Here is an 18,281-nt window from a genome sequence, read left to right as displayed (position 1 = left end):
CAATCTTATTATGATCAAGACAAATCTGAAAGCCTTACTATTGCTTTGTTTGGTAAGCACTGTGATGATTTCATGTGGAAGCAATTCCAATGAAGTTGTATTGAAATATGTAACCGACAAGACATTGGCCGTTTCGAGAATCAATTTAAACGAACTCGATGGTAAACTTCCTAAAGAGGAAATTGCCAAAGACCCCAAAATGCAAAACATGTCAGACAATGAGAAAGAAGCTTTTCAATTACTCATGAATGGCGAAAGCGCGGGAATCAACATGGACGAACCCATGTATGTGATGGTGGATAACGTGAATAACGATATGGCGGTTTCCATTATCATGAGTTTGGATGATGTCAAAATTTTTGAACAAAAGTTTTCAAAACTCACCCGCAAAGAAGTTAAAGTAGATACCGCCAAAAAGACGGTTTATGCAGGGAGTGAACTCATAGGGACTTTGGATGATGATGTGCTTATTTTGTCAAAGTTTACCAACTATAACAACAGTTACGGCGAGAATTACCAAGAAACGGATGAGAAGTATTATGCTGATTTCCGTGCGCGAAAAGCTACCGAAAACGAGTCCGTTCAAGAACAAATCAAAATGGCGCTTACCGAAGATACCGATATGAGTCTTTGGGTGAATCTACATGGAGTGATAAATACGGCTTCCAAAGGATATATTGAGTCTTTGGCAGTCAATAAATTGCTCTTAAATGCAGCTCTAGCAGTTTCGGTACGTTTTGAAAAAGGCGAGATTGTTATGGCGTCTCAAACTCATTTTAATGACGAAATGCGTAAGGTAGTTGAAAAATATTACGAAGGAAAAGGAGTCAACTATGATATGGTAAAAAACATCGAATTGGATGACACTTCAGGCTATGGTATTGGATTTTTTAGCATGGATTTGGTGCGTTACATGGTCAAAGAAGCGGGCTTAGAGTCGGCGGCCAATAACATGTTGGCCTCTCAAGAGTTAACCCTAGATGATGTCATGAATGCATTTACGGGGGATTTTGCTTATGCCAATTTTAAGTACTTCCAAAATTACAGCGAAGACAACATGCAATATGGAGTTTATCCCAAACAAAATATGTTACTTGCTTTGGGCATCGATAAAACAAAAGGTAAAAAGATGATGGATTTTATCAATACCAAAATGATGCCGATGATTCAAAGCCAAGGCACGGTTCATATGACGAATTCGATGATGGTTTTTGCTACAGAACCTGCTAAATTGGAAGGTATTAAAAAGAATAAAATTGCTAACAATACCAAGTTGAACAAAGAAACAGGCTTGAACAGTATCTCTTGGATGGATGGCTCGCAAATTAACGAAGGTTTGCGCTACACCAACATGCGCACCAATATCAAAGAAATTGTTTCCACAGCCAAAGTTACCGATGGCGCTTTTACCTCGGAAATAAAAATCACATTAGACAAGAATAAAGAAAACGCAATTCATTACTTCATGGGGTATGAATAAACTCGGTTTACATGCGATTTTCCCTGTTTATTTCTCCCCCAAATTGGCGGAATCTTCGCTTTGGAAACAAGAAATCATCTTTGACAAAGGCAACCACTACTTAATTGTAGCTCCTTCGGGAAGTGGGAAATCTACCCTAGCCACCGCGCTTTTTGGGAATCATTTCCACTACGAAGGGAGCATTACCTATGACGATCAAATCCTCCAAAATTTATCGTTGGAGGAATTGGTTCGTTTTCGCCAAAAAGGGATTCAACTGCTTTTTCAGGATGTTCGGCTAATACCTGAACAAACCATTCGTGAAAATGTACTAATGCGAACGTTTGGTAAAGCAGATGCGGCAACTCAAAACCTGTTGGAAACCTATGCCCAACGGTTGGGTATCGCCAAAGTGCTCGATCAAAAGGCGGCGCAATGTTCGTATGGCGAGCGGCAACGGGGTGCAATCCTTCGGAGTTTGATTCATCCAGCCGATTTCTTGGTGTATGACGAGTGTTTTAGTCATTTGGATGCCGCCAACCGGAAAACAGCCTATGATTTGATTATTGAAGTGGCCTTATCCCACCAATCTGCTGTCCTTTTCTTTGAACTGAATGCCTTTGCGTTCCCTCACCAATGTCACGTTTTACAGCTCTAATGAATCAATCAGTTACCAAATCGGTTTGGGTTATCCCAGGACTCTTACTAGCATTCTTGTTAGTGTTAGGGTGCGTCCAATTGTATCGTAATGCCAACGCACTTTTTGGTGCCAAAAACGAGGCGTCTAACTATTGGATTACCTTATCCAAGACAATAACTCCCGATAATATCGGACGTAAAGAGTTGATAGGTTTCAATGCCAATGATTTGGCTGAGTTGCGAAAATGGAGTGAAGTAAAACAAGTTTACCCGATTATTTCCAATGATTTTAAAGTTTCAGCAGATGGAGGTAATTTCATTCCGTTTTATACCGATATGTACCTGGAAGCCGTTGATAATGATGCAATCGACATTCCGGACTTGTCAACATTCAAAGTTGAAAACAATGTGATTCCCATTGTCATCTCTAGGGAATATTTGAATTTATACAACTACGGATTTGCACTCAACCAGGGTTTGCCTCAAATTACCGAAGATTTTGCAAAAAAAATCGAAGTCAATATCAATTTGACCCTAAAAGACAAAAATGTAACGTACAAAGGAAGGTTAATCGGACTAAGCGATCGCATTCACTCGGTTTTAGTTCCCAAAGCTTTTTTGGATTCCCTCAACGCAACCCAATCTTTTTCTCAAAAGCATCGCGATATTTATACCCGTGTTTTGGTAAAAGTCAACGATGCCAAAGATGGTGGTTTAATAGCCAAAATGGAGCAAAAAGGATACGAATCCAATCAAGAATCGCTTCGTTCAGCTAAGATTAAAGGAAAAATTATGTTGGTGTTGCAAGCCATCGCGTTACTCGGCATCTTTATTCTTTTGTTGAGTGTTGTATTGGTGATTAACTATATTAAAATGGCCTTTTTAGAGCGACGAGAAGAAGTTTCCATCAAATATGCTTTGGGCTATTCTCCTAAAAAAATGGTGCAACAAATTAGTTTTCGATTTAGCCGTATGTTGTTTGTGATATTGCTATTTACATTAGGAATTTTATCAATAGCTCAATACTCACTGTCAAAGCTTTCCCTAAGCCAAGGCATGCTTTTACCGTATCTCGACCCGTGGCTGGGGATAATGGCTTTTGTGATTCCTTTTGTAATGTATGTAGTAGTGTTTCAGCTTATTTACCGTTGGTTGATTCGGTCTTGGCGTTTGATTACCTAATCGAGAGTTTTCGCCAGGTCTAGTAATGCTTGGGCAGCGGCAAAGGGTGACAATTGGTGACTTGATACGGCCTCTTTGTAATGGTTAAGGGCCGCCGATACTTTGGGATGCGTAAAAAAAGTAGTTTTCAATTGTTCCTGTATGGTTTCTAGCATCCAATATTCATTCTGGGCAATGCGTTTAGTTTCAAAATACCCATTCTCTTTAACCAAATTTTGGTAAGTTACAATGGTTTCCCAAACCGCATCAATCCCCTTTTTTTCAAAAGCACTGCATGTAGTTACTAAAGGTGTCCAGCCACTTTTTTTGGCAGGAAAAAGATGTAAGGCCCGCTGAAATTCAGTTTTGGCTAATTTCGCTTTGGCAATATTATCTCCATCGGCTTTGTTAATGACAATCGCATCGGCCATCTCCATGATACCGCGTTTGATTCCTTGAAGTTCATCGCCTGCTCCCGCAATTTTTAAAAGCAAAAAGAAGTCAACCATGCTATGCACCGCTGTTTCGCTTTGTCCCACACCCACTGTTTCGATGATAATGGTATCAAAACCAGCAGCTTCGCACAAAATAATGGTTTCTCTTGTTTTACGGGCTACACCTCCCAAACTATCCCCTGCTGCACTGGGTCGAATGAACGCATTGGGTTCCTTTACCAATTCTTCCATGCGGGTTTTGTCGCCCAAAATACTCCCATGCGATACCCTACTGCTGGGGTCAACGGCCAAAACCGCCACTTTTTTCCCTAATCCAGTCAAGTACATCCCGATGGCTTCAATAAACGTGCTTTTTCCTACGCCAGGAACACCCGTAATTCCAATACGAAGCGATTGATTGGCAAAAGGAAGGCAACCGTTGATAACCGTATTGGCTTTTTCAAGGTGCTGCGGTTGGGTACTTTCAATAAGCGTAATCGCCCGACTCAGTGCCGTGATGTCGCCTTGACGTATACCCTGAATTAATTCGGTAGCGGTGGGTTGCAATCGGCGTTTAGACACTACTTCTTGCAGTGCTTTCGCATTGACAGTAGGGGGAGCCGAAATCCCTTCTTTTTCATGTAAAGCCGATTTTTTACCCATTTGTTTTCCCACAACAAAAGTTTTCGTAAAGATATTAATTTCAACATGGGTTACCACATCAAATTTAGGGTTTAAAGAGGAATCTGCTAAACCATTAAATTGTATTTTCATTCAAGCTTTCACTATTTTTTTAGTTGGTGTTAAAAAGGAGTATGTTCAGCATTGAATTTCCAATTTCATGGGTAACGGTATATTTGTGGTACTGATTGCTGATTTAATAGGCCGAAAGCTTCCTTTTTTGGGAACAAAACTTTATTTTTACGCGAACTATACTGAAAATAAAAATGGCTATTTCTCCAGAACTATTAGTCCGTCTTGAAGCGATTGTCGGGCCTTCTTATCTATCTATCGACCCTGAGGTACTGAAGCACTATGGGCACGATGAAACGGAAGATTTGGTATTTCCACCCAATGTAGTGGTAAAACCCGGTTCGACGCAAGAAATTGCAGCACTCCTCAAGGTGGCCAATCATTTTAAAATGCCTGTAACTCCTATTGGTGCTCGTACGGGTTTGAGCGGAGGTGCCTTATGCGTTTACGAGGGTATCGGCTTGTCGATGGAGCGATTGAATTCGATTATTGAAATTGACGAGCAAAATTTACAAGTCACGGTTGAACCGGCCGTAATCACTCAGGTGTTGCGCGAAGCAGTTGCCGAAAAAGGATTGTGCTATCCCGTTGACCCAAGTAGTATGGGGAGCTGTTACATTGGGGGAAATGTGGCCGAAAATTCAGGAGGAGCCCGCGCTGTAAAATACGGGGTGACGAAAGATTATGTGTTGAATTTGGAGGTGGTATTGCCCAACGGAGAAATTATTTGGACCGGAGCCAATACTTTGAAAAATTCAACGGGTTACAATTTGACACAATTAATGGTAGGAAGTGAGGGAACCTTAGGTATCATTACAAAAATTGTATTGAAGTTGATTCCTCTAAACACCCATAATATTCTTATGTTGGTACCATTTTTCAAAGCAGAAGAAGCGTGTGAAGCGGTTTCAACACTATTTCGAGCTGGGATTGTACCCAGTGCCTTGGAATTTATGGAACGCGATGCGATTGATTTTGCATTGCGCTATGTAGAGGGAATTTCAGTAGCGGTTCCCGATACAGTGCAAGCCCATTTGTTGATAGAAGTTGATGGAAATTATCCCGAAATATTAATGCAAGAGGCAGAGAAAATCATGCATGTGGTAGAACAGTTTGCCATTGATGAAGTGTTGTTTGCCGATACCGAAGACCAAAAGAAAGCCCTCTGGAAAATGCGACGTTCGGTTGCTGAAGCGGTTAAAGCCAATTCGGTCTACAAAGAGGAAGATACGGTGGTTCCCCGTTACATGTTGCCTGAATTGTTGACAGGGGTGAAAAAAATAGGCGACAAATACGGGTTCAAATCGGTGTGCTACGGACATGCAGGCGATGGCAATCTTCATATCAACATCCTAAAGGGCGATTTGACCGATGCCCATTGGACGCATGAGGTACCCAAAGGGATTCGTGAACTATTTGAGCTGACGGTTCGTTTAAAAGGAACGCTCTCGGGGGAACACGGTATTGGCTTGGTACAAAAGAATTACATGGATATCGCTTTTTCCAAAGTGCATTTGGAGCTAATGGAGCGAATTAAACATGTTTTTGACCCCAATAATATTTTAAATCCAGGAAAAATTTTCCCCGACCATTTATAATTTTTAAGGTAAAAATAATGATTTCAGAAGACCAATTTGAATACGAAATACAGACCATCATTGCCAATGCCATTCGTGAAGATGTAGGTGATGGCGATCATAGTTCGCTTGCTTGTATCCCCCAAAATGCGCATGGAAAAGCCAAATTGTTGGTCAAAGATGAAGGCGTAATAGCGGGTGTTGCGTTTGCCCAAAAGGTATTTCATTATGTCGATCCTGACTTGCAGGTGGATGTTTTCATCAAAGATGGCGCGCGTGTGCAGTTTGGCGATGTCGTTTTTCATGTTTCAGGTCGATCGCAATCCATTTTAAAAGCCGAACGCTTGGTGCTGAATGCGATGCAACGGATGAGTGCCATTGCCACCAAGACCCGGCATTATGTGGATTTGTTGGAAGGAACAGGAACCAAAATCTTGGATACCCGTAAAACCACCCCAGGATTTCGAGCCTGCGAAAAATGGGCCGTAAAAATAGGAGGAGGGGAGAACCATCGGTTTGCCCTGTATGACATGATTATGTTGAAAGACAACCACAACGACTTTGCGGGCGGAATTACAGCGGCCATTCAAAAAACAAAAGCGTATTTAGCCGAAACTAAGCGCGACCTGAAGATTATCGTGGAAGCCCGAAATTTAGCTGAAATTGAAGAAATTCTTCAATCTGAAGGAATCCATCGAATTCTAATCGATAATTTCAATTTTGAAGATACCCGAAAAGCAGTGGCACTTATTGGAGATCGCTGTCAAACGGAATCGTCGGGAAATATTAATGAAAAAACCATTCGTGAGTATGCAGCATGTGGTGTGAATTATATTTCATCGGGCGCGCTAACCCATTCGGTATACAATATGGATTTGAGTTTAAAAGCCATCGAATAATGACACATCGCACAGCGGAAATTCTTCAAAAAATCCCAGTGCTTCGGCAGCTGATCCAGTTATTGGACCGGATTACGTTGCCTTGGCTTTATGGATTGTCCCTCTATGAATTGATTGCCTTTTATATCAGTGGAATTTTTGAAAATGCCGTTTCCAATCGCGCAGCATCGATTGCGTTTAGTTTTTTTATGGCACTTTTTCCTTTTGCACTATTCATCTTTAACCTAATCCCTTTTATCCCAATCGATGGATTTCAAACCGATTTTATGGGGTTTGTGCAGGAAAGTGTGCCGCCTACAACATTTGAAGCCATTTCCAAAATTGTAAACGATATCTTGCATCATTCCCATTCGGGCTTGCTTTCCATTGGGTTTTTTATGTCTGTTTTTTTGATGACCAATGGGGTAAACGCCATACTCACCGGATTTGAATCTTCTTCTCATGTGCGTATCAAACGAAAATTTATCCGTCAGTATCTAGTAGCCTTAGGGATCTCAATGCTGCTATCGCTTTTATTGTTGATTACGGTGGCCGCCATTGTTGTTTTTGAAGTGTTTATCCAAAAAATAAAAATCCAAGACGTGCTTTCTGAAGACATTTCCCTCATTCAAATGGGAAGGTATGCCTTTGTGATCGTAATGATTTTACTCACTACCTCCATTTTGTTTAAATACGGTATCAAACGCGATAAACGGCGTTCATTTATCTCCATTGGCTCGGTATTTACCACCTTATTAATTATCGGGACGTCCTATCTTTTTGGGATTTGGGTGGTTAAATTTTCCAAATACAATGAGTTGTACGGATCGATTGGTACACTTTTGGTCGTCATGTTTTATATTTGGATCAACAGTGCCATTTTATTGTTGGGATTTGAATTGAATGGAACCATAAATACATTGAAATATAGAGAAGAATTAAAAAAACAAAACGAAGAAACGCTATGAAAAAAAGTCTTATTTTGTTGGGATTGTTCCTAACCACATCCCTCTATTCGCAAACCATTATAGGAAAATGGAAAACCATTGACGATGCTACAGGAAAAGAGAAAAGTATCGTTGAAATCTATGAACAAAACGGTAAAATCTACGGACGAATCGTTGAGGTACTCGACCCTGCCGCTAAAAATAAAAAATGCGACCAATGCGAGGGTGCTGATAAAAACAAGCCTGTCGAAGGATTAATCATCATCAAAGGGTTGAAGAAAGACGATGATGAATTTACCGGAGGCACCATTACCGATCCCAAAACAGGGAAGGTGTATAAATGCACCATCTCACTCGAAGGCAATGATAAGCTCAAAGTACGCGGGTATGTTGGTTTTTCGCTTTTGGGACGTACACAATATTGGATTAAAGTTAAAAAAAGCTAGGTGTATTTTGCCGAAGTCATTTTACCGTTAGCCTTACCTCGAACCTTTACCTATGCGGTCACCGAGGCCGAATACCATTTTTTACAGCCTGGAATGCGTGTTGTGGTTCCCTTTGGAAAACGGAAAATGTATACCGCTTTGGTGCATCATGTGCATCAAACGCCACCCCAATTGTATGAAGCCAAATCGATTGACCATATCTTGGATGAGTCGCCTTTGGTCAATGCACTACAGTTGAATCATTGGCAGTGGATTGCCCAGTATTATATGTGCACCTTGGGTGAGGTATTTCGGGGAGCGTTGCCGGCAGCATTTATTTTGGAAAGTGAGACGCAACTCCATTTTCGGTCGGAAGCACAAGTGGATCTGAGCTCTTTGACCGACGATGAGTATTTGATTTATGAGGCCTTGCAACACCAATCTTCTTTAACGATGCAGTTGGCTTCTTCAATTATAAATCGAAAAAATGTATACCCAGTCGTCCATTCCTTGTTGCAAAAAGGCGTACTCGCTTTGCATGAGGAAGTGCAGCATACCTACAAGCCCAAGTGGGTGAAGTATGTGCGGCTTAGTAATGCCTATACCGAAGAATCCCAATGGCTAGCCTTGTTGGATGGTTTAAAAAGTTCGCGTCAAAAAGAGGCCGTTTTGGGTTATTTTCAATGCCAAGCTGAAAGCCGAAAGCCCATTTCTGTCAAACAATTGAAAGAAAAATCAGGGGTAAGTGATGCGGTTGTAAACGCGCTTATTTCCAAAAATGTTTTTGAGACCTATTCGTTACAAGAAGATAGGGTTAATTTCACAAATGCTTTTCAACCCTATACCCTGACGTTGAGTGCTGCCCAACAAGAGGCCTACGATGCACTGCAACTCGCTTTCAAAGCGAAACCTGTCGTTTTATTACATGGTGTCACGGGTTCGGGTAAAACAGAGTTGTACATCAAAATGATTGAAACAACGATTCAAACTGGAAAGCAAGTTTTGTATTTATTGCCAGAAATTGCTTTAACCACTCAATTGGTGCAGCGTTTGACTCGGTACTTTGGGAATGCAGTCAGTGTGTATCATTCCAAATATTCCAATAACGAGCGTGTGGAGGTTTGGCATAATGTTTTGCAACAAAATCCTTCGGCACAAATTGTAATTGGGGCGCGTTCAGCGTTGTTTTTACCCTTCTCCAATCTTGGTTTGGTTTTGGTTGATGAAGAGCATGAACAAACGTTCAAGCAGCAAGATCCTGCACCCCGTTATCATGCTCGTGATGCAGCGATTGTTTTAGCCCAAGCCCATGGTGCAAATACATTGTTGGGTTCGGCAACTCCTAGTATTGAAACCTACCACAATGTAAAGATTGAAAAATACGGTTTGGTGAATCTTTCGGAACGATTTGGGAAAACCCCACTCCCTGAGGTACAATTGATCGATTTAAAAGACGCGTATTTCAAAAAGCAAATGAAGGGGCATTTCAGTGTAGTGATGCTTGACGCCATAGCTGAAGCCTTGGCATTGGGAGAACAAGTGATTTTGTTTCAAAACCGACGAGGATTTGCGCCGGTTATGGAGTGTATGACGTGTGGACATATTCCGCAATGCACCAATTGCAACGTGAGTTTAACGTATCATAAGTTCAAAAACCAGTTGCGCTGTCATTATTGTGGTTATGCGATAGCTAAACCTTCCCATTGTCATGCCTGTTCGAGTACCGATTTGATTACTAAAGGAATAGGTACAGAGCAGATTGAAATGGATTTGGCTCAAATTTTCCCACAAACCAACATCAAGCGCATGGATCAAGATACGACGCGGGGCAAATACAGTTTCGAAAAGTTGATTGACAGTTTCAAGAATCGGGAAATCGATATTTTAGTAGGTACTCAAATGTTGGCAAAAGGCTTGGACTTTGATAATGTATCGCTTGTTGGCATCATCAATGCCGATAATTTGTTGTACCACCCTGATTTTAGGGCGTTTGAACGTAGTTTTCAGTTGCTAACACAAGTGGCTGGACGCGCCGGTCGTTCTGAAAAGCAGGGTAAAGTAATCATACAAACCTACAATCCGTTGCACAATACCATTCAACAAGTGACACATCACAGTTATGCGGAGATGTTCAAAGAACAATTGTATGACCGTCAAATTTACAAATATCCACCGTATTATCGTTTAATTCGCCTAACCCTCAAACACCGTGATTTTGGAAAACTAAAAGAAGGAAGTTTATGGTTGTACCAGGGTTTGAAACAACAAATTGACAGTCCTGTTTTGGGACCCGAAGAACCTGCGATCAACAAAATTCGCAATGAATATTTACGTACGATTTTGATCAAAATACCGACCCATCAGTCGGTAATGGGCATAAAAAAAACTATCCAACGCCTTTTGGATAGTTTTGATACGGTACCACAATACCGAACGATAAAAGTTACGGTGAATGTGGATTACTATTAAGCAATAGCCAAAGCTTTGATTAAATCATCTTTTTTGTTGCGACTCAACGGTATTTTCGTAACACCAATTTCGGCATATTTACTGTTGAAGCGCTCAACTTTGTCTATATTAATAATATACGACTTGTGTACGCGAATGAATTTATCTTTGGAAAGATCTTTTTCAAAAGATTTCATGGTCGAAAGTACCAAGTTGGTGTCTTCTTCGGTTACAACTTTTACGTAATCACCATAGGCCTCAATCCACTTGATTTTGTTCGTATAAACCTTGAGTTTTTTAAGATTACTCTTAATGAAGATGTGTTCACCTTCTTCTTCATGGTTTTCACGACGCAACATGTGTTGTTCCAAGGCACGTTTTACAGAGGCGTTAAAACGTTCTAAAACGATGGGCTTTTGTAGGTAATCGGTAGCGTCATAATCGAAAGCCTTGAGTGCGTATTCTGCTTTTGAAGTAATGAAAATTACTTGAGGCTTCACTTTTAAACCGTCAATAAAATCAAAACCACTAATGACAGGCATCTCTACATCCAGGAAGATTAAATCCACGGTATGTACGGTCATACAGTTCTTTGCTTCAATTGCATTAGAAAAATCACCTACTAAATGTAAATTAGGATGATTATTTACTAACTTTGCAATCACCATTCGTTGTAATGAACTGTCGTCAACTACTACACAATTTAACTTCATAATTTAGTGTTATTATAGATTTGGTTCCGCTAAAGTAAAAGGTTTAAATTAAAAAACCTAATTTTTATCGGCTTTTTTTGCACTTAAGCGAATATTTTTAAATTTTACTTGTTTGGTAAAATATTTTCACTACCTTCGCGCCCAATTTGAATTTTTTAATCATTTCTATTATGAAACATTATGAAACTGTTTTCATTTTAAATCCCGTTTTATCTGAAGTTCAGGTAAAGGAAACAGTAAGCAAGTTCGAGGATTTTCTTACTTCCAAGGGTTCTAAAATGGTATCAAAAGAGGATTGGGGCTTAAAAAAATTAGCTTACGAAATCCAACACAAGAAAAGTGGTTTTTACCATTTATTCGAATTCCAAGCTTCTCCAGAAGTGTTAATCCAATTTGAAACAGAATTCCGTCGCGATGAGCGCGTGATGCGTTTCTTGACAGTAGCGTTAGACAAACACGCTATTTCTTGGGCAGAACGAAGAAGAGAAAAATTAAAATCTAAAGCGTAAGGATCATGTCGACAATCGAACAATCAGCAAAAGGAAAAAAAGACGGAGATATCAGATATCTTACGCCTTTGAACATTGAAACCAACAAAACCAAAAAATATTGTCGTTTCAAAAAATCTGGAATTAAGTATGTAGATTACAAAGATCCAGACTTCTTATTAAAGTTTGTAAACGAGCAAGGTAAAATTTTACCCCGTCGTTTAACTGGAACTTCTTTGAAATACCAAAGAAAAGTTTCTGTAGCTATCAAAAGAGCACGTCACTTGGCTTTAATGCCTTACGTTGCGGATTTATTAAAATAATAAGGAGAAAAGATTATGGAACTCATTTTAAATCAAGACGTTCAGAATTTAGGTTTTAAAGACGATATCGTAAGTGTAAAACCCGGTTACGGTCGCAACTTCCTAATTCCTCAAGGGTTGGCTACGTTAGCTACTCCTTCGGCCAAAAAAGTATTGGCTGAAAACCTAAAGCAAAAAGCACACAAAGAAGCTAAAATTGTTGCTGACGCACAGGCTTTGGCTGAGGCTCTAAAAGCATTAGATATTAAAATTACTGCAAAAGCAGGCGGTGATAAATTGTTTGGTTCGGTAACCAACATTGATATCGCTGAAGCATTAGAAAAAGCGGGTCATGCCATTGATCGTAAATTTATCACTAGCGGTACCGTTAAACGTACAGGAAAATACACAGCTAGCGTTCGTTTACACCGTTCAGTGATTGTTGATTTGGCTTACGAAATCGTTGCTGAGCAATAATCAAAATCCCATTACCATACAATCCCGTTCTTATGGACGGGATTTTTTTTGACCTTTACCTTATGAAATACAAGCGACTGACCAAAGAACAATTTGAAGCCTTGCATGTAGAATTTGCCAATTTTTTGGCCGCACAATCTATCGATAAAAAAGAATGGGACGAATTGAAAGTGCAGCAACCTGAAGTCGCCGAGCAAGAACTCGATGTGTTTTCCGATTTAATCTGGGAAGGCGTATTGGACAAAGCTTCCTATTTAGAGCATTTTTCTCCCCAGCATATTTTTTTGTTCCATTGCGAAGAGACTTCCATGCATTCTATTATTATTAAAACCAACGTTCTTGGCGTCGATTTTTTACAAAAAGAAGGATTAACGTGGTTATCACAACAGCTTTTTACCCCCGAAGTTGAAATTCACACAGGAATGAAAACGTACGAAGGCGAACGCAATCTCGCTTTGTTTGAATTGATTACCCAAGGCGCGATTTTGAGCGAAGGTCAGTTGTACCGTCAGTTGTATGAAATCCTAAATCAATCCTAAGCTATTTTCCAAAAAATGGCTACATTAGTCCTGTAAAAAAACAGTATTTATGGAGCCTGCGCAACGTATTTTTCAGTTACGTGAAACGTTAGATCAACACAATTACAATTACTACGTGTTGGATCAACCCACGATTTCGGATTACGAGTTTGACCAATTATTGAAAGAACTCCAAGCGCTTGAAAATCAATTTCCCGAATTTTTTGACCCTAATTCTCCCACCCAACGTGTAGGAGGGATGGTCACCAAAAATTTTGAGACGATTGTCCATGAATCCCGCATGTATTCTCTCGACAATTCGTATTCACGGGAGGATTTGATCGATTGGGAAAATCGCATTCAAAAAATGTTGGGCGCTACTCCGGTGCACTATACGTGCGAATTAAAATACGACGGAGCCTCTATTAGTATTACTTATGAAAATGGATTGTTGGTTCGCGCTGTTACCCGCGGCGATGGATTTCAAGGCGATGAAGTGACTGCCAACATCAAGACAATCAAATCGGTACCCTTAAAACTTAAAGGAAATTTTCCGCCAAAGTTTGATATTCGTGGGGAAATTATTCTACCGTGGGATGGATTTGAAAAAATGAACCACGACTTACTTGAAAAAGGCGAAACCCCCTATTCCAATCCCAGAAATACAGCCTCAGGAAGTTTGAAGTTACAAGACAGTAGCGAAGTCGCCCGTAGGCCTCTCGATTGTTTGCTATACAATATTGTGGGAAATAATCTTCCCTTTCAAACGCAGTTTGACGGACTTCAAGCAGCAAGACAATGGGGATTTAAAGTGCCCAACCAATCCAAATTAGCCCAAAACTTGCAGGAGGTTTTTGAATTTATCGATTATTGGGACGTCCACCGTCATGAGTTGCCCTATGAAACCGATGGGGTTGTCATCAAGGTAAATGATTTACACCAACAAGAAGAATTGGGCTTTACAGCCAAAGCGCCCCGTTGGGCTATCGCCTATAAATTCAAAGCCGAGCAAGTAACGACTACCTTAAATTCAATTACATATCAGGTAGGTCGAACCGGCGCAATCACTCCGGTGGCAAATCTCGAACCCGTGCAATTGGCAGGAACAATTGTCAAAAGAGCCTCGTTGCACAACGCCGATCAAATTGAAAAGTTGGATGTGCGAATTGGCGATCATGTTTTTGTAGAAAAAGGAGGGGAGATTATTCCTAAAATTATCGGAGTAGCCCAACGCGGTCCTGCATTGCAACCCGTGGAATACATTACCCATTGTCCCGAATGTCAAACCGAATTGATTCGTAAAGAAGGAGAAGCCCAACATTACTGTCCCAATTATTACGGTTGTCCGCCACAAATTATTGGCCGCATTGAGCATTATATTTCGCGAAAAGCCATGGATATTGAAGGGTTAGGAGGTGAAACGGTTGCCTTGTTGTATACCCATGGATTGGTTCAGGATTATGCCGATTTGTATGAATTGACCGTTGATCAAGTGATTCAGTTGGATCGCATGGCACAAAAAAGTTCGGAGAATATGATTTTTGGTATTGAAAAGTCAAAAGAAGTTCCTTTCGAACGGGTTTTATTTGCTTTAGGCATTCGCTATGTAGGGGAAACAGTAGCCAAAAAATTGGCGCGGCATTATAAATCCATTGATGCGTTACAAGCTGCCTCAATGGTTGATTTGATGTTGGTGGATGAAATTGGGGAGCGAATTGCCCAAAGCGTTATCGAATTTTTTGACAATGCCAACAACCAACGCATACTGCAACGATTGAAAGAGCACGGGATTCAGTTTGCCGTCGTCGAGCAATTTAATCCCAATGCTACACAGAAGCTACTAGGAAAAACCTTTGTGGTTTCGGGTGTTTTTGAAAAATTTAATCGGGAGGATTTGAAGCAGTCTATCGAGGATAATGGCGGTAAAGTGGGAAGTTCGATTTCGGCCAAAACCGATTATGTCATCGCTGGTGCCAACATGGGGCCCGCAAAGCTCGAAAAAGCAAAACAGTTAGGAGTTCCCATAATCACTGAAGCGGAATATTTAACGTTATTGTATGAAAATTGATAAAATTGCGTTGTCTTTTTTTATTGTATTTTCAGTCTTGGCTTCCTTGTCAAGAGCCATGGAGTGGAATGGTATATTGTTGTTTTGCAAGCCTTTAATTATACCATCGCTTGCGTTTTTTTATTTAGGAAATACGAAAAAAGTTTCATGGAGCATCGCTCTTTTCCTGATGGTCTGTTTTATTGGAGACGCGATAGCTCTATTTGATTTTGAACAGGAAATAAATTACTTATTAGCCCCCTTTTTTATTGGGAACCTTATTATTATTCGGTTGGCACTTCGCGAAAGTAAACGCTTTTACTGGGATACGATAAATATGATATCACTGTTTTTAGTGCTCATTTTTCTTGGCTATTTATGGATTACTGTGGTGAGTTTTTTCTGGGAAGAAGAAGGAATACTTCCTTTTGCAATAGCTATTTTTGGGCTAACCTTATGGGTTATGAATGGATTGACGGCTTACAATGGTCTATATTCGATGCAGTTGTCTAATTTATTTTTGCTAATCACTTCAGTTTCTATTTTGGTTTCACAAGTGTTTTATGTCTTGTTTACGATAAAAATCAATCTAATTGTTTTGGATGTATTGCATCATTTGTGCCATTATTTGTCTTATATCGCCCTAGTTCTTTTTGTATTGAATCATCCCAAAAGTAAATAAATTAACTTATGGCATTACTGACTTCGCAGGCACGCATTTCTATTGTGTTTCCCTTTTTTTTGATGGTTTCCTTGGTTGAAATTGGTGCCGAATTATACCATCATGAAGCGATAATTAATACTGTCAAGCCATTGCTTCTTCCCTTGCTGGCTTGCTGTTATCTTTTAAAGACATCCTCAATTAACAAGGGGTATTTGGTTGCTTTATTGTTTAATTGGTTGGCTAACATAGCTTTTACTGTTCCTGCTGCTAATTTCCTTTTCTTTGCCACACTCTGTTTTATTATACATCGTTGTATTCTTGTTTTTGAAATTTGGAAGTTCGAGTTTTCTCGTGGAATACGTTTAAAACCAGTGTTGATGGGTTCAGCTCCCTTTTTAATTTTGTTTTTGAGTGTAATTCATTTGGTATATACCGATGTACTTGAATACGAATTATATATGTTAATTGCTCAAGCCCTTGTTATGGCATTGTTGGGTGGTATTGCTTTTGGCACTTATTTTTTAATCCATGATAATGCGAGCAAATTTTTATTTATGAGTGCCTTATGTTTTGCACTCAATTTATTTGTGCTTGGGGTTAAATTATACTATCTAAATATCGATTATTTAAAGCCTATATCTATGATTTTTTTCCTTTTAGGACATGTGTTTTTATGTAAATATATGGTCTTGATGTCGGAGATTTTAATAAATAAATCAATTGTAAAAGATATTTATTACAAAAAATAAGTTAATTTTATAGAATGAATTCAAAACTTTCACCTCAACTAGTAACTGGATTTACACTGCTCTATTTTGTCAATGGGGGCATTGAATTGGTGGGGGAGTTTTTTCGAATTTTGCCAGTTATATACGTTTCAAAGCCTTTGATTCCGCTTATCTTGTTGGGGATGTACTTTTGGATTTCAAAGCAAAAAAGCTTTGTTTTTGTAGGAATAATGCTTTTTTCCGCGCTGACCAATCTTCTGTTTATTCCCAACACGGTTGAAAGTTTGTTTTATGGGATTATTTGTTTTACGATACATCGCTTGTTTTTGTTGTGTTTCATTTTAAATCATATCAAAATAAAATACTGGCTCGCTTTTTTACTGGCAACACTCCCCTTAGCCTTCATCTTTTTTTATCTTTTTGCCGCCAATGATGTGCCCGATAATGCAGTAGCTATGGTGTTTTTTCACAATATTATTGCCGCAGTATTTGGGGGAATAGCCATTTCAGTCTATGTAATGGATGACAATCAAGTTCATTCATTACTTTTAATCAGTATTTTACTGTTTTTGGGCTTGCAATTGGTGATTTATATTGAAAAGTATTACTTGGCTGAGGTCCATTCACAAATCATGCGTCCCTTAGCCATGTTGTTGAATGTATTAGGGTTTTATGCCTTTTATCGCTTTGCGTTAGCTGCCGAATCACCCAATTTCAATCGAAGTACCTTTCGAAGCTAACGGTTTATCCTGGGTAAGGTAAAAATCGATGCGTCCTAAGTTCAATCCGTAGCATCCCACCTGATTAATTAACACTTTTTTTCCCGCACGATTCAATTCAACCACGGGCTTCTCCAAAAAAGTGTGGGTATGTCCTCCGATAATCAAGTCGATGTTTTCGGTTTTTTGGGCCAATAGTACATCGCAAATTTTTGAAGCATCATCAGTGTATTTAAATCCTAAATGGGAGAGGCAAATAACCAAGTCACATCTTTTTTCTTCACGAAGCAGCCGGGCAGTATCGGTTGCAATTTCCACAGGATCCAAGTACTTCGTTTCTTTACAGTTGCGCACATCGACCAGTCCCTGTAACGCAATGCCTAATCCAAAAATTCCAATCCTTACACCGTCAACCATTTTTAAGGTGTACGGCGAGACAAGTCCGTCCAATACCGTGTTTCTCAGGTCGTAATTGGCAGAAACCATCTCAAAATTTGCCTTTTTTAATTGGGTCATCAAACCGTCAATACCGTTATCAAAATCATGATTCCCAATCGTAGCCACATCATATTCCATTAAGTTCATGAGTTTGAATTCCAATTCCCCCCCATAATAGTTAAAATAGGGCGTACCCTGGAAAATATCGCCTGCATCAACCAACAACACATTAGGATTTTCTTCCCGAATCATTTTGATGACCGCAGCCCGACGTGCCACACCACCTTTGTTGGGGTTTTTAGGGTGATTGGCGGGAAATGGATCCACATAACTGTGAACGTCGTTGGTGTGCAAAATAGTGATCTGTTTCGTATCAGCATTCGTAAAACTACTTAGCCCAAGACTTCCTAGTCCTACGTAAGCTCCTGCCGCTCCGGTTGTTTTGATAAATTCTCTTCGTTTCATG

Annotated in this window: 19 protein-coding genes; 16 read left to right on the top strand and 3 right to left on the bottom strand. The window is 39.8% G+C overall.

Annotated elements, in window-relative coordinates; translation table 11 throughout:
* Nucleotides 1–10: 10 nt before the first annotated feature.
* The 3 genes from O9316_RS02110 to O9316_RS02100 are packed head-to-tail and all read left to right on the top strand — an operon-like array spanning nucleotide 11 to nucleotide 3,280.
* Entirely contained in the window at nucleotides 11–1,480 is a 1,470-nt protein-coding gene (locus O9316_RS02110; RefSeq protein ID WP_298204121.1) for a DUF4836 family protein, read from the top strand.
* Entirely contained in the window at nucleotides 1,473–2,117 is a 645-nt protein-coding gene (locus O9316_RS02105; RefSeq protein WP_298204120.1) for an ATP-binding cassette domain-containing protein, read from the top strand. The genes O9316_RS02110 and O9316_RS02105 overlap by 8 nt, the downstream gene beginning before the upstream one ends.
* Nucleotides 2,117–3,280 carry an FtsX-like permease family protein gene (locus tag O9316_RS02100; RefSeq protein ID WP_298204119.1) on the top strand — a complete coding sequence of 388 codons (1,164 nt, stop codon included), beginning with the start codon at nucleotides 2,117–2,119 and terminating at the stop codon, nucleotides 3,278–3,280. Before O9316_RS02105 ends, O9316_RS02100 begins: the two co-directional genes overlap by 1 nt.
* Here O9316_RS02100 and meaB read toward each other — a convergent pair.
* The gene (gene meaB / locus O9316_RS02095; RefSeq protein ID WP_298204143.1) at nucleotides 3,277–4,356 is read right to left on the bottom strand and encodes a methylmalonyl Co-A mutase-associated GTPase MeaB; all 1,080 of its coding nucleotides are present in this window, start codon (nucleotides 4,354–4,356) and stop codon (nucleotides 3,277–3,279) included. The two genes, O9316_RS02100 and meaB, sit on opposite strands and share 4 nt — an antisense overlap.
* A gap of 284 nt (nucleotides 4,357–4,640) precedes the next feature.
* Between meaB and O9316_RS02090 the strand changes: the two genes are divergently transcribed.
* Genes O9316_RS02090 through priA form a run of 5 tightly spaced genes read left to right on the top strand, consistent with a single transcriptional unit; the run spans nucleotide 4,641 to nucleotide 10,742 of the window.
* Entirely contained in the window at nucleotides 4,641–6,044 is a 1,404-nt protein-coding gene (locus tag O9316_RS02090; protein ID WP_298204118.1) for an FAD-linked oxidase C-terminal domain-containing protein, read from the top strand.
* Nucleotides 6,045–6,061: 17 nt separating this feature from the next.
* Nucleotides 6,062–6,922 (top strand): carboxylating nicotinate-nucleotide diphosphorylase, encoded by an 861-nt coding sequence (gene nadC, locus O9316_RS02085; RefSeq protein WP_298204117.1) that lies wholly within the window; start codon nucleotides 6,062–6,064, stop codon nucleotides 6,920–6,922.
* Entirely contained in the window at nucleotides 6,922–7,869 is a 948-nt protein-coding gene (locus tag O9316_RS02080; protein ID WP_298204116.1) for a YihY/virulence factor BrkB family protein, read from the top strand. The genes nadC and O9316_RS02080 overlap by 1 nt, the downstream gene beginning before the upstream one ends.
* Complete coding sequence (locus tag O9316_RS02075; RefSeq protein ID WP_298204115.1) at nucleotides 7,866–8,294, top strand: DUF2147 domain-containing protein; 429 nt, start codon at nucleotides 7,866–7,868, stop codon at nucleotides 8,292–8,294. Before O9316_RS02080 ends, O9316_RS02075 begins: the two co-directional genes overlap by 4 nt.
* Nucleotides 8,295–10,742 carry a primosomal protein N' gene (priA, locus tag O9316_RS02070; protein ID WP_298204114.1) on the top strand — a complete coding sequence of 816 codons (2,448 nt, stop codon included), beginning with the start codon at nucleotides 8,295–8,297 and terminating at the stop codon, nucleotides 10,740–10,742.
* On the opposite strand, the gene O9316_RS02065 is transcribed toward priA, so the two are convergent.
* Entirely contained in the window at nucleotides 10,739–11,434 is a 696-nt protein-coding gene (locus tag O9316_RS02065) for a LytTR family DNA-binding domain-containing protein (RefSeq protein ID WP_073362647.1), read from the bottom strand. The two genes, priA and O9316_RS02065, sit on opposite strands and share 4 nt — an antisense overlap.
* A gap of 170 nt (nucleotides 11,435–11,604) precedes the next feature.
* Between O9316_RS02065 and rpsF the strand changes: the two genes are divergently transcribed.
* The 8 genes from rpsF (at nucleotide 11,605) to O9316_RS02025 (ending at nucleotide 17,398) form a co-directional block, all read left to right on the top strand.
* Nucleotides 11,605–11,943: a 30S ribosomal protein S6 gene (gene rpsF, locus O9316_RS02060; protein WP_073362646.1), complete on the top strand. Its 339-nt coding sequence runs from the start codon at nucleotides 11,605–11,607 to the stop codon at nucleotides 11,941–11,943.
* Between the two features lie 5 nt (nucleotides 11,944–11,948).
* Nucleotides 11,949–12,245, top strand: a complete 297-nt coding sequence (rpsR, locus tag O9316_RS02055; protein ID WP_073362644.1) for a 30S ribosomal protein S18 — start codon at nucleotides 11,949–11,951, stop codon at nucleotides 12,243–12,245.
* Between the two features lie 15 nt (nucleotides 12,246–12,260).
* Nucleotides 12,261–12,701 (top strand): 50S ribosomal protein L9, encoded by a 441-nt coding sequence (gene rplI, locus O9316_RS02050; protein WP_298204113.1) that lies wholly within the window; start codon nucleotides 12,261–12,263, stop codon nucleotides 12,699–12,701.
* A gap of 62 nt (nucleotides 12,702–12,763) precedes the next feature.
* Nucleotides 12,764–13,240 carry a DUF6495 family protein gene (locus O9316_RS02045; protein ID WP_298204142.1) on the top strand — a complete coding sequence of 159 codons (477 nt, stop codon included), beginning with the start codon at nucleotides 12,764–12,766 and terminating at the stop codon, nucleotides 13,238–13,240.
* A 49-nt stretch (nucleotides 13,241–13,289) separates the two neighbouring features.
* Entirely contained in the window at nucleotides 13,290–15,287 is a 1,998-nt protein-coding gene (ligA, locus tag O9316_RS02040; RefSeq protein WP_298204112.1) for an NAD-dependent DNA ligase LigA, read from the top strand.
* On the top strand, nucleotides 15,277–15,948 hold the full coding sequence (locus O9316_RS02035) for a hypothetical protein (RefSeq protein ID WP_298204111.1): 672 nt from the start codon (nucleotides 15,277–15,279) through the stop codon (nucleotides 15,946–15,948). The genes ligA and O9316_RS02035 overlap by 11 nt, the downstream gene beginning before the upstream one ends.
* Before the next feature lie 8 nt (nucleotides 15,949–15,956).
* Entirely contained in the window at nucleotides 15,957–16,679 is a 723-nt protein-coding gene (locus O9316_RS02030) for a hypothetical protein (protein WP_298204110.1), read from the top strand.
* A 14-nt stretch (nucleotides 16,680–16,693) separates the two neighbouring features.
* Nucleotides 16,694–17,398 (top strand): hypothetical protein, encoded by a 705-nt coding sequence (locus tag O9316_RS02025; protein ID WP_298204109.1) that lies wholly within the window; start codon nucleotides 16,694–16,696, stop codon nucleotides 17,396–17,398.
* Here the strand turns inward: O9316_RS02025 and O9316_RS02020 are convergent.
* The gene (locus O9316_RS02020) at nucleotides 17,363–18,280 is read right to left on the bottom strand and encodes a metallophosphoesterase (RefSeq protein WP_298204108.1); all 918 of its coding nucleotides are present in this window, start codon (nucleotides 18,278–18,280) and stop codon (nucleotides 17,363–17,365) included. The genes O9316_RS02025 and O9316_RS02020 overlap by 36 nt on opposite strands.
* Nucleotide 18,281: the final 1 nt, after the last annotated feature.

Source organism: Flavobacterium sp. (genome assembly GCF_027533505.1).
Taxonomy (GTDB): Bacteria; Bacteroidota; Bacteroidia; order Flavobacteriales; family Flavobacteriaceae; genus Flavobacterium.
The sequence above is the reverse complement of the archived record's forward strand: the minus strand, read 5'-3'. Positions and strand labels throughout refer to the sequence as shown.

Bases quoted from the DNA above. Each gene is read 5' to 3' on its own strand.
- O9316_RS02110 (WP_298204121.1), top strand. From the start codon at position 11: ATGATCAAGACAAATCTGAAAGCCTTACTATTGCTTTGTTTGGTAAGC.
- O9316_RS02105 (WP_298204120.1), top strand. From the start codon at position 1,473: ATGAATAAACTCGGTTTACATGCGATTTTCCCTGTTTATTTCTCCCCC.
- O9316_RS02100 (WP_298204119.1), top strand. From the start codon at position 2,117: ATGAATCAATCAGTTACCAAATCGGTTTGGGTTATCCCAGGACTCTTA.
- meaB (WP_298204143.1), bottom strand. From the start codon at position 4,356: ATGGGTAAAAAATCGGCTTTACATGAAAAAGAAGGGATTTCGGCTCCC.
- O9316_RS02090 (WP_298204118.1), top strand. From the start codon at position 4,641: ATGGCTATTTCTCCAGAACTATTAGTCCGTCTTGAAGCGATTGTCGGG.
- nadC (WP_298204117.1), top strand. From the start codon at position 6,062: ATGATTTCAGAAGACCAATTTGAATACGAAATACAGACCATCATTGCC.
- O9316_RS02080 (WP_298204116.1), top strand. From the start codon at position 6,922: ATGACACATCGCACAGCGGAAATTCTTCAAAAAATCCCAGTGCTTCGG.
- O9316_RS02075 (WP_298204115.1), top strand. From the start codon at position 7,866: ATGAAAAAAAGTCTTATTTTGTTGGGATTGTTCCTAACCACATCCCTC.
- O9316_RS02065 (WP_073362647.1), bottom strand. From the start codon at position 11,434: ATGAAGTTAAATTGTGTAGTAGTTGACGACAGTTCATTACAACGAATG.
- rpsF (WP_073362646.1), top strand. From the start codon at position 11,605: ATGAAACATTATGAAACTGTTTTCATTTTAAATCCCGTTTTATCTGAA.
- rpsR (WP_073362644.1), top strand. From the start codon at position 11,949: ATGTCGACAATCGAACAATCAGCAAAAGGAAAAAAAGACGGAGATATC.
- rplI (WP_298204113.1), top strand. From the start codon at position 12,261: ATGGAACTCATTTTAAATCAAGACGTTCAGAATTTAGGTTTTAAAGAC.
- O9316_RS02045 (WP_298204142.1), top strand. From the start codon at position 12,764: ATGAAATACAAGCGACTGACCAAAGAACAATTTGAAGCCTTGCATGTA.
- ligA (WP_298204112.1), top strand. From the start codon at position 13,290: ATGGAGCCTGCGCAACGTATTTTTCAGTTACGTGAAACGTTAGATCAA.
- O9316_RS02035 (WP_298204111.1), top strand. From the start codon at position 15,277: ATGAAAATTGATAAAATTGCGTTGTCTTTTTTTATTGTATTTTCAGTC.
- O9316_RS02030 (WP_298204110.1), top strand. From the start codon at position 15,957: ATGGCATTACTGACTTCGCAGGCACGCATTTCTATTGTGTTTCCCTTT.
- O9316_RS02025 (WP_298204109.1), top strand. From the start codon at position 16,694: ATGAATTCAAAACTTTCACCTCAACTAGTAACTGGATTTACACTGCTC.
- O9316_RS02020 (WP_298204108.1), bottom strand. From the start codon at position 18,280: ATGAAACGAAGAGAATTTATCAAAACAACCGGAGCGGCAGGAGCTTAC.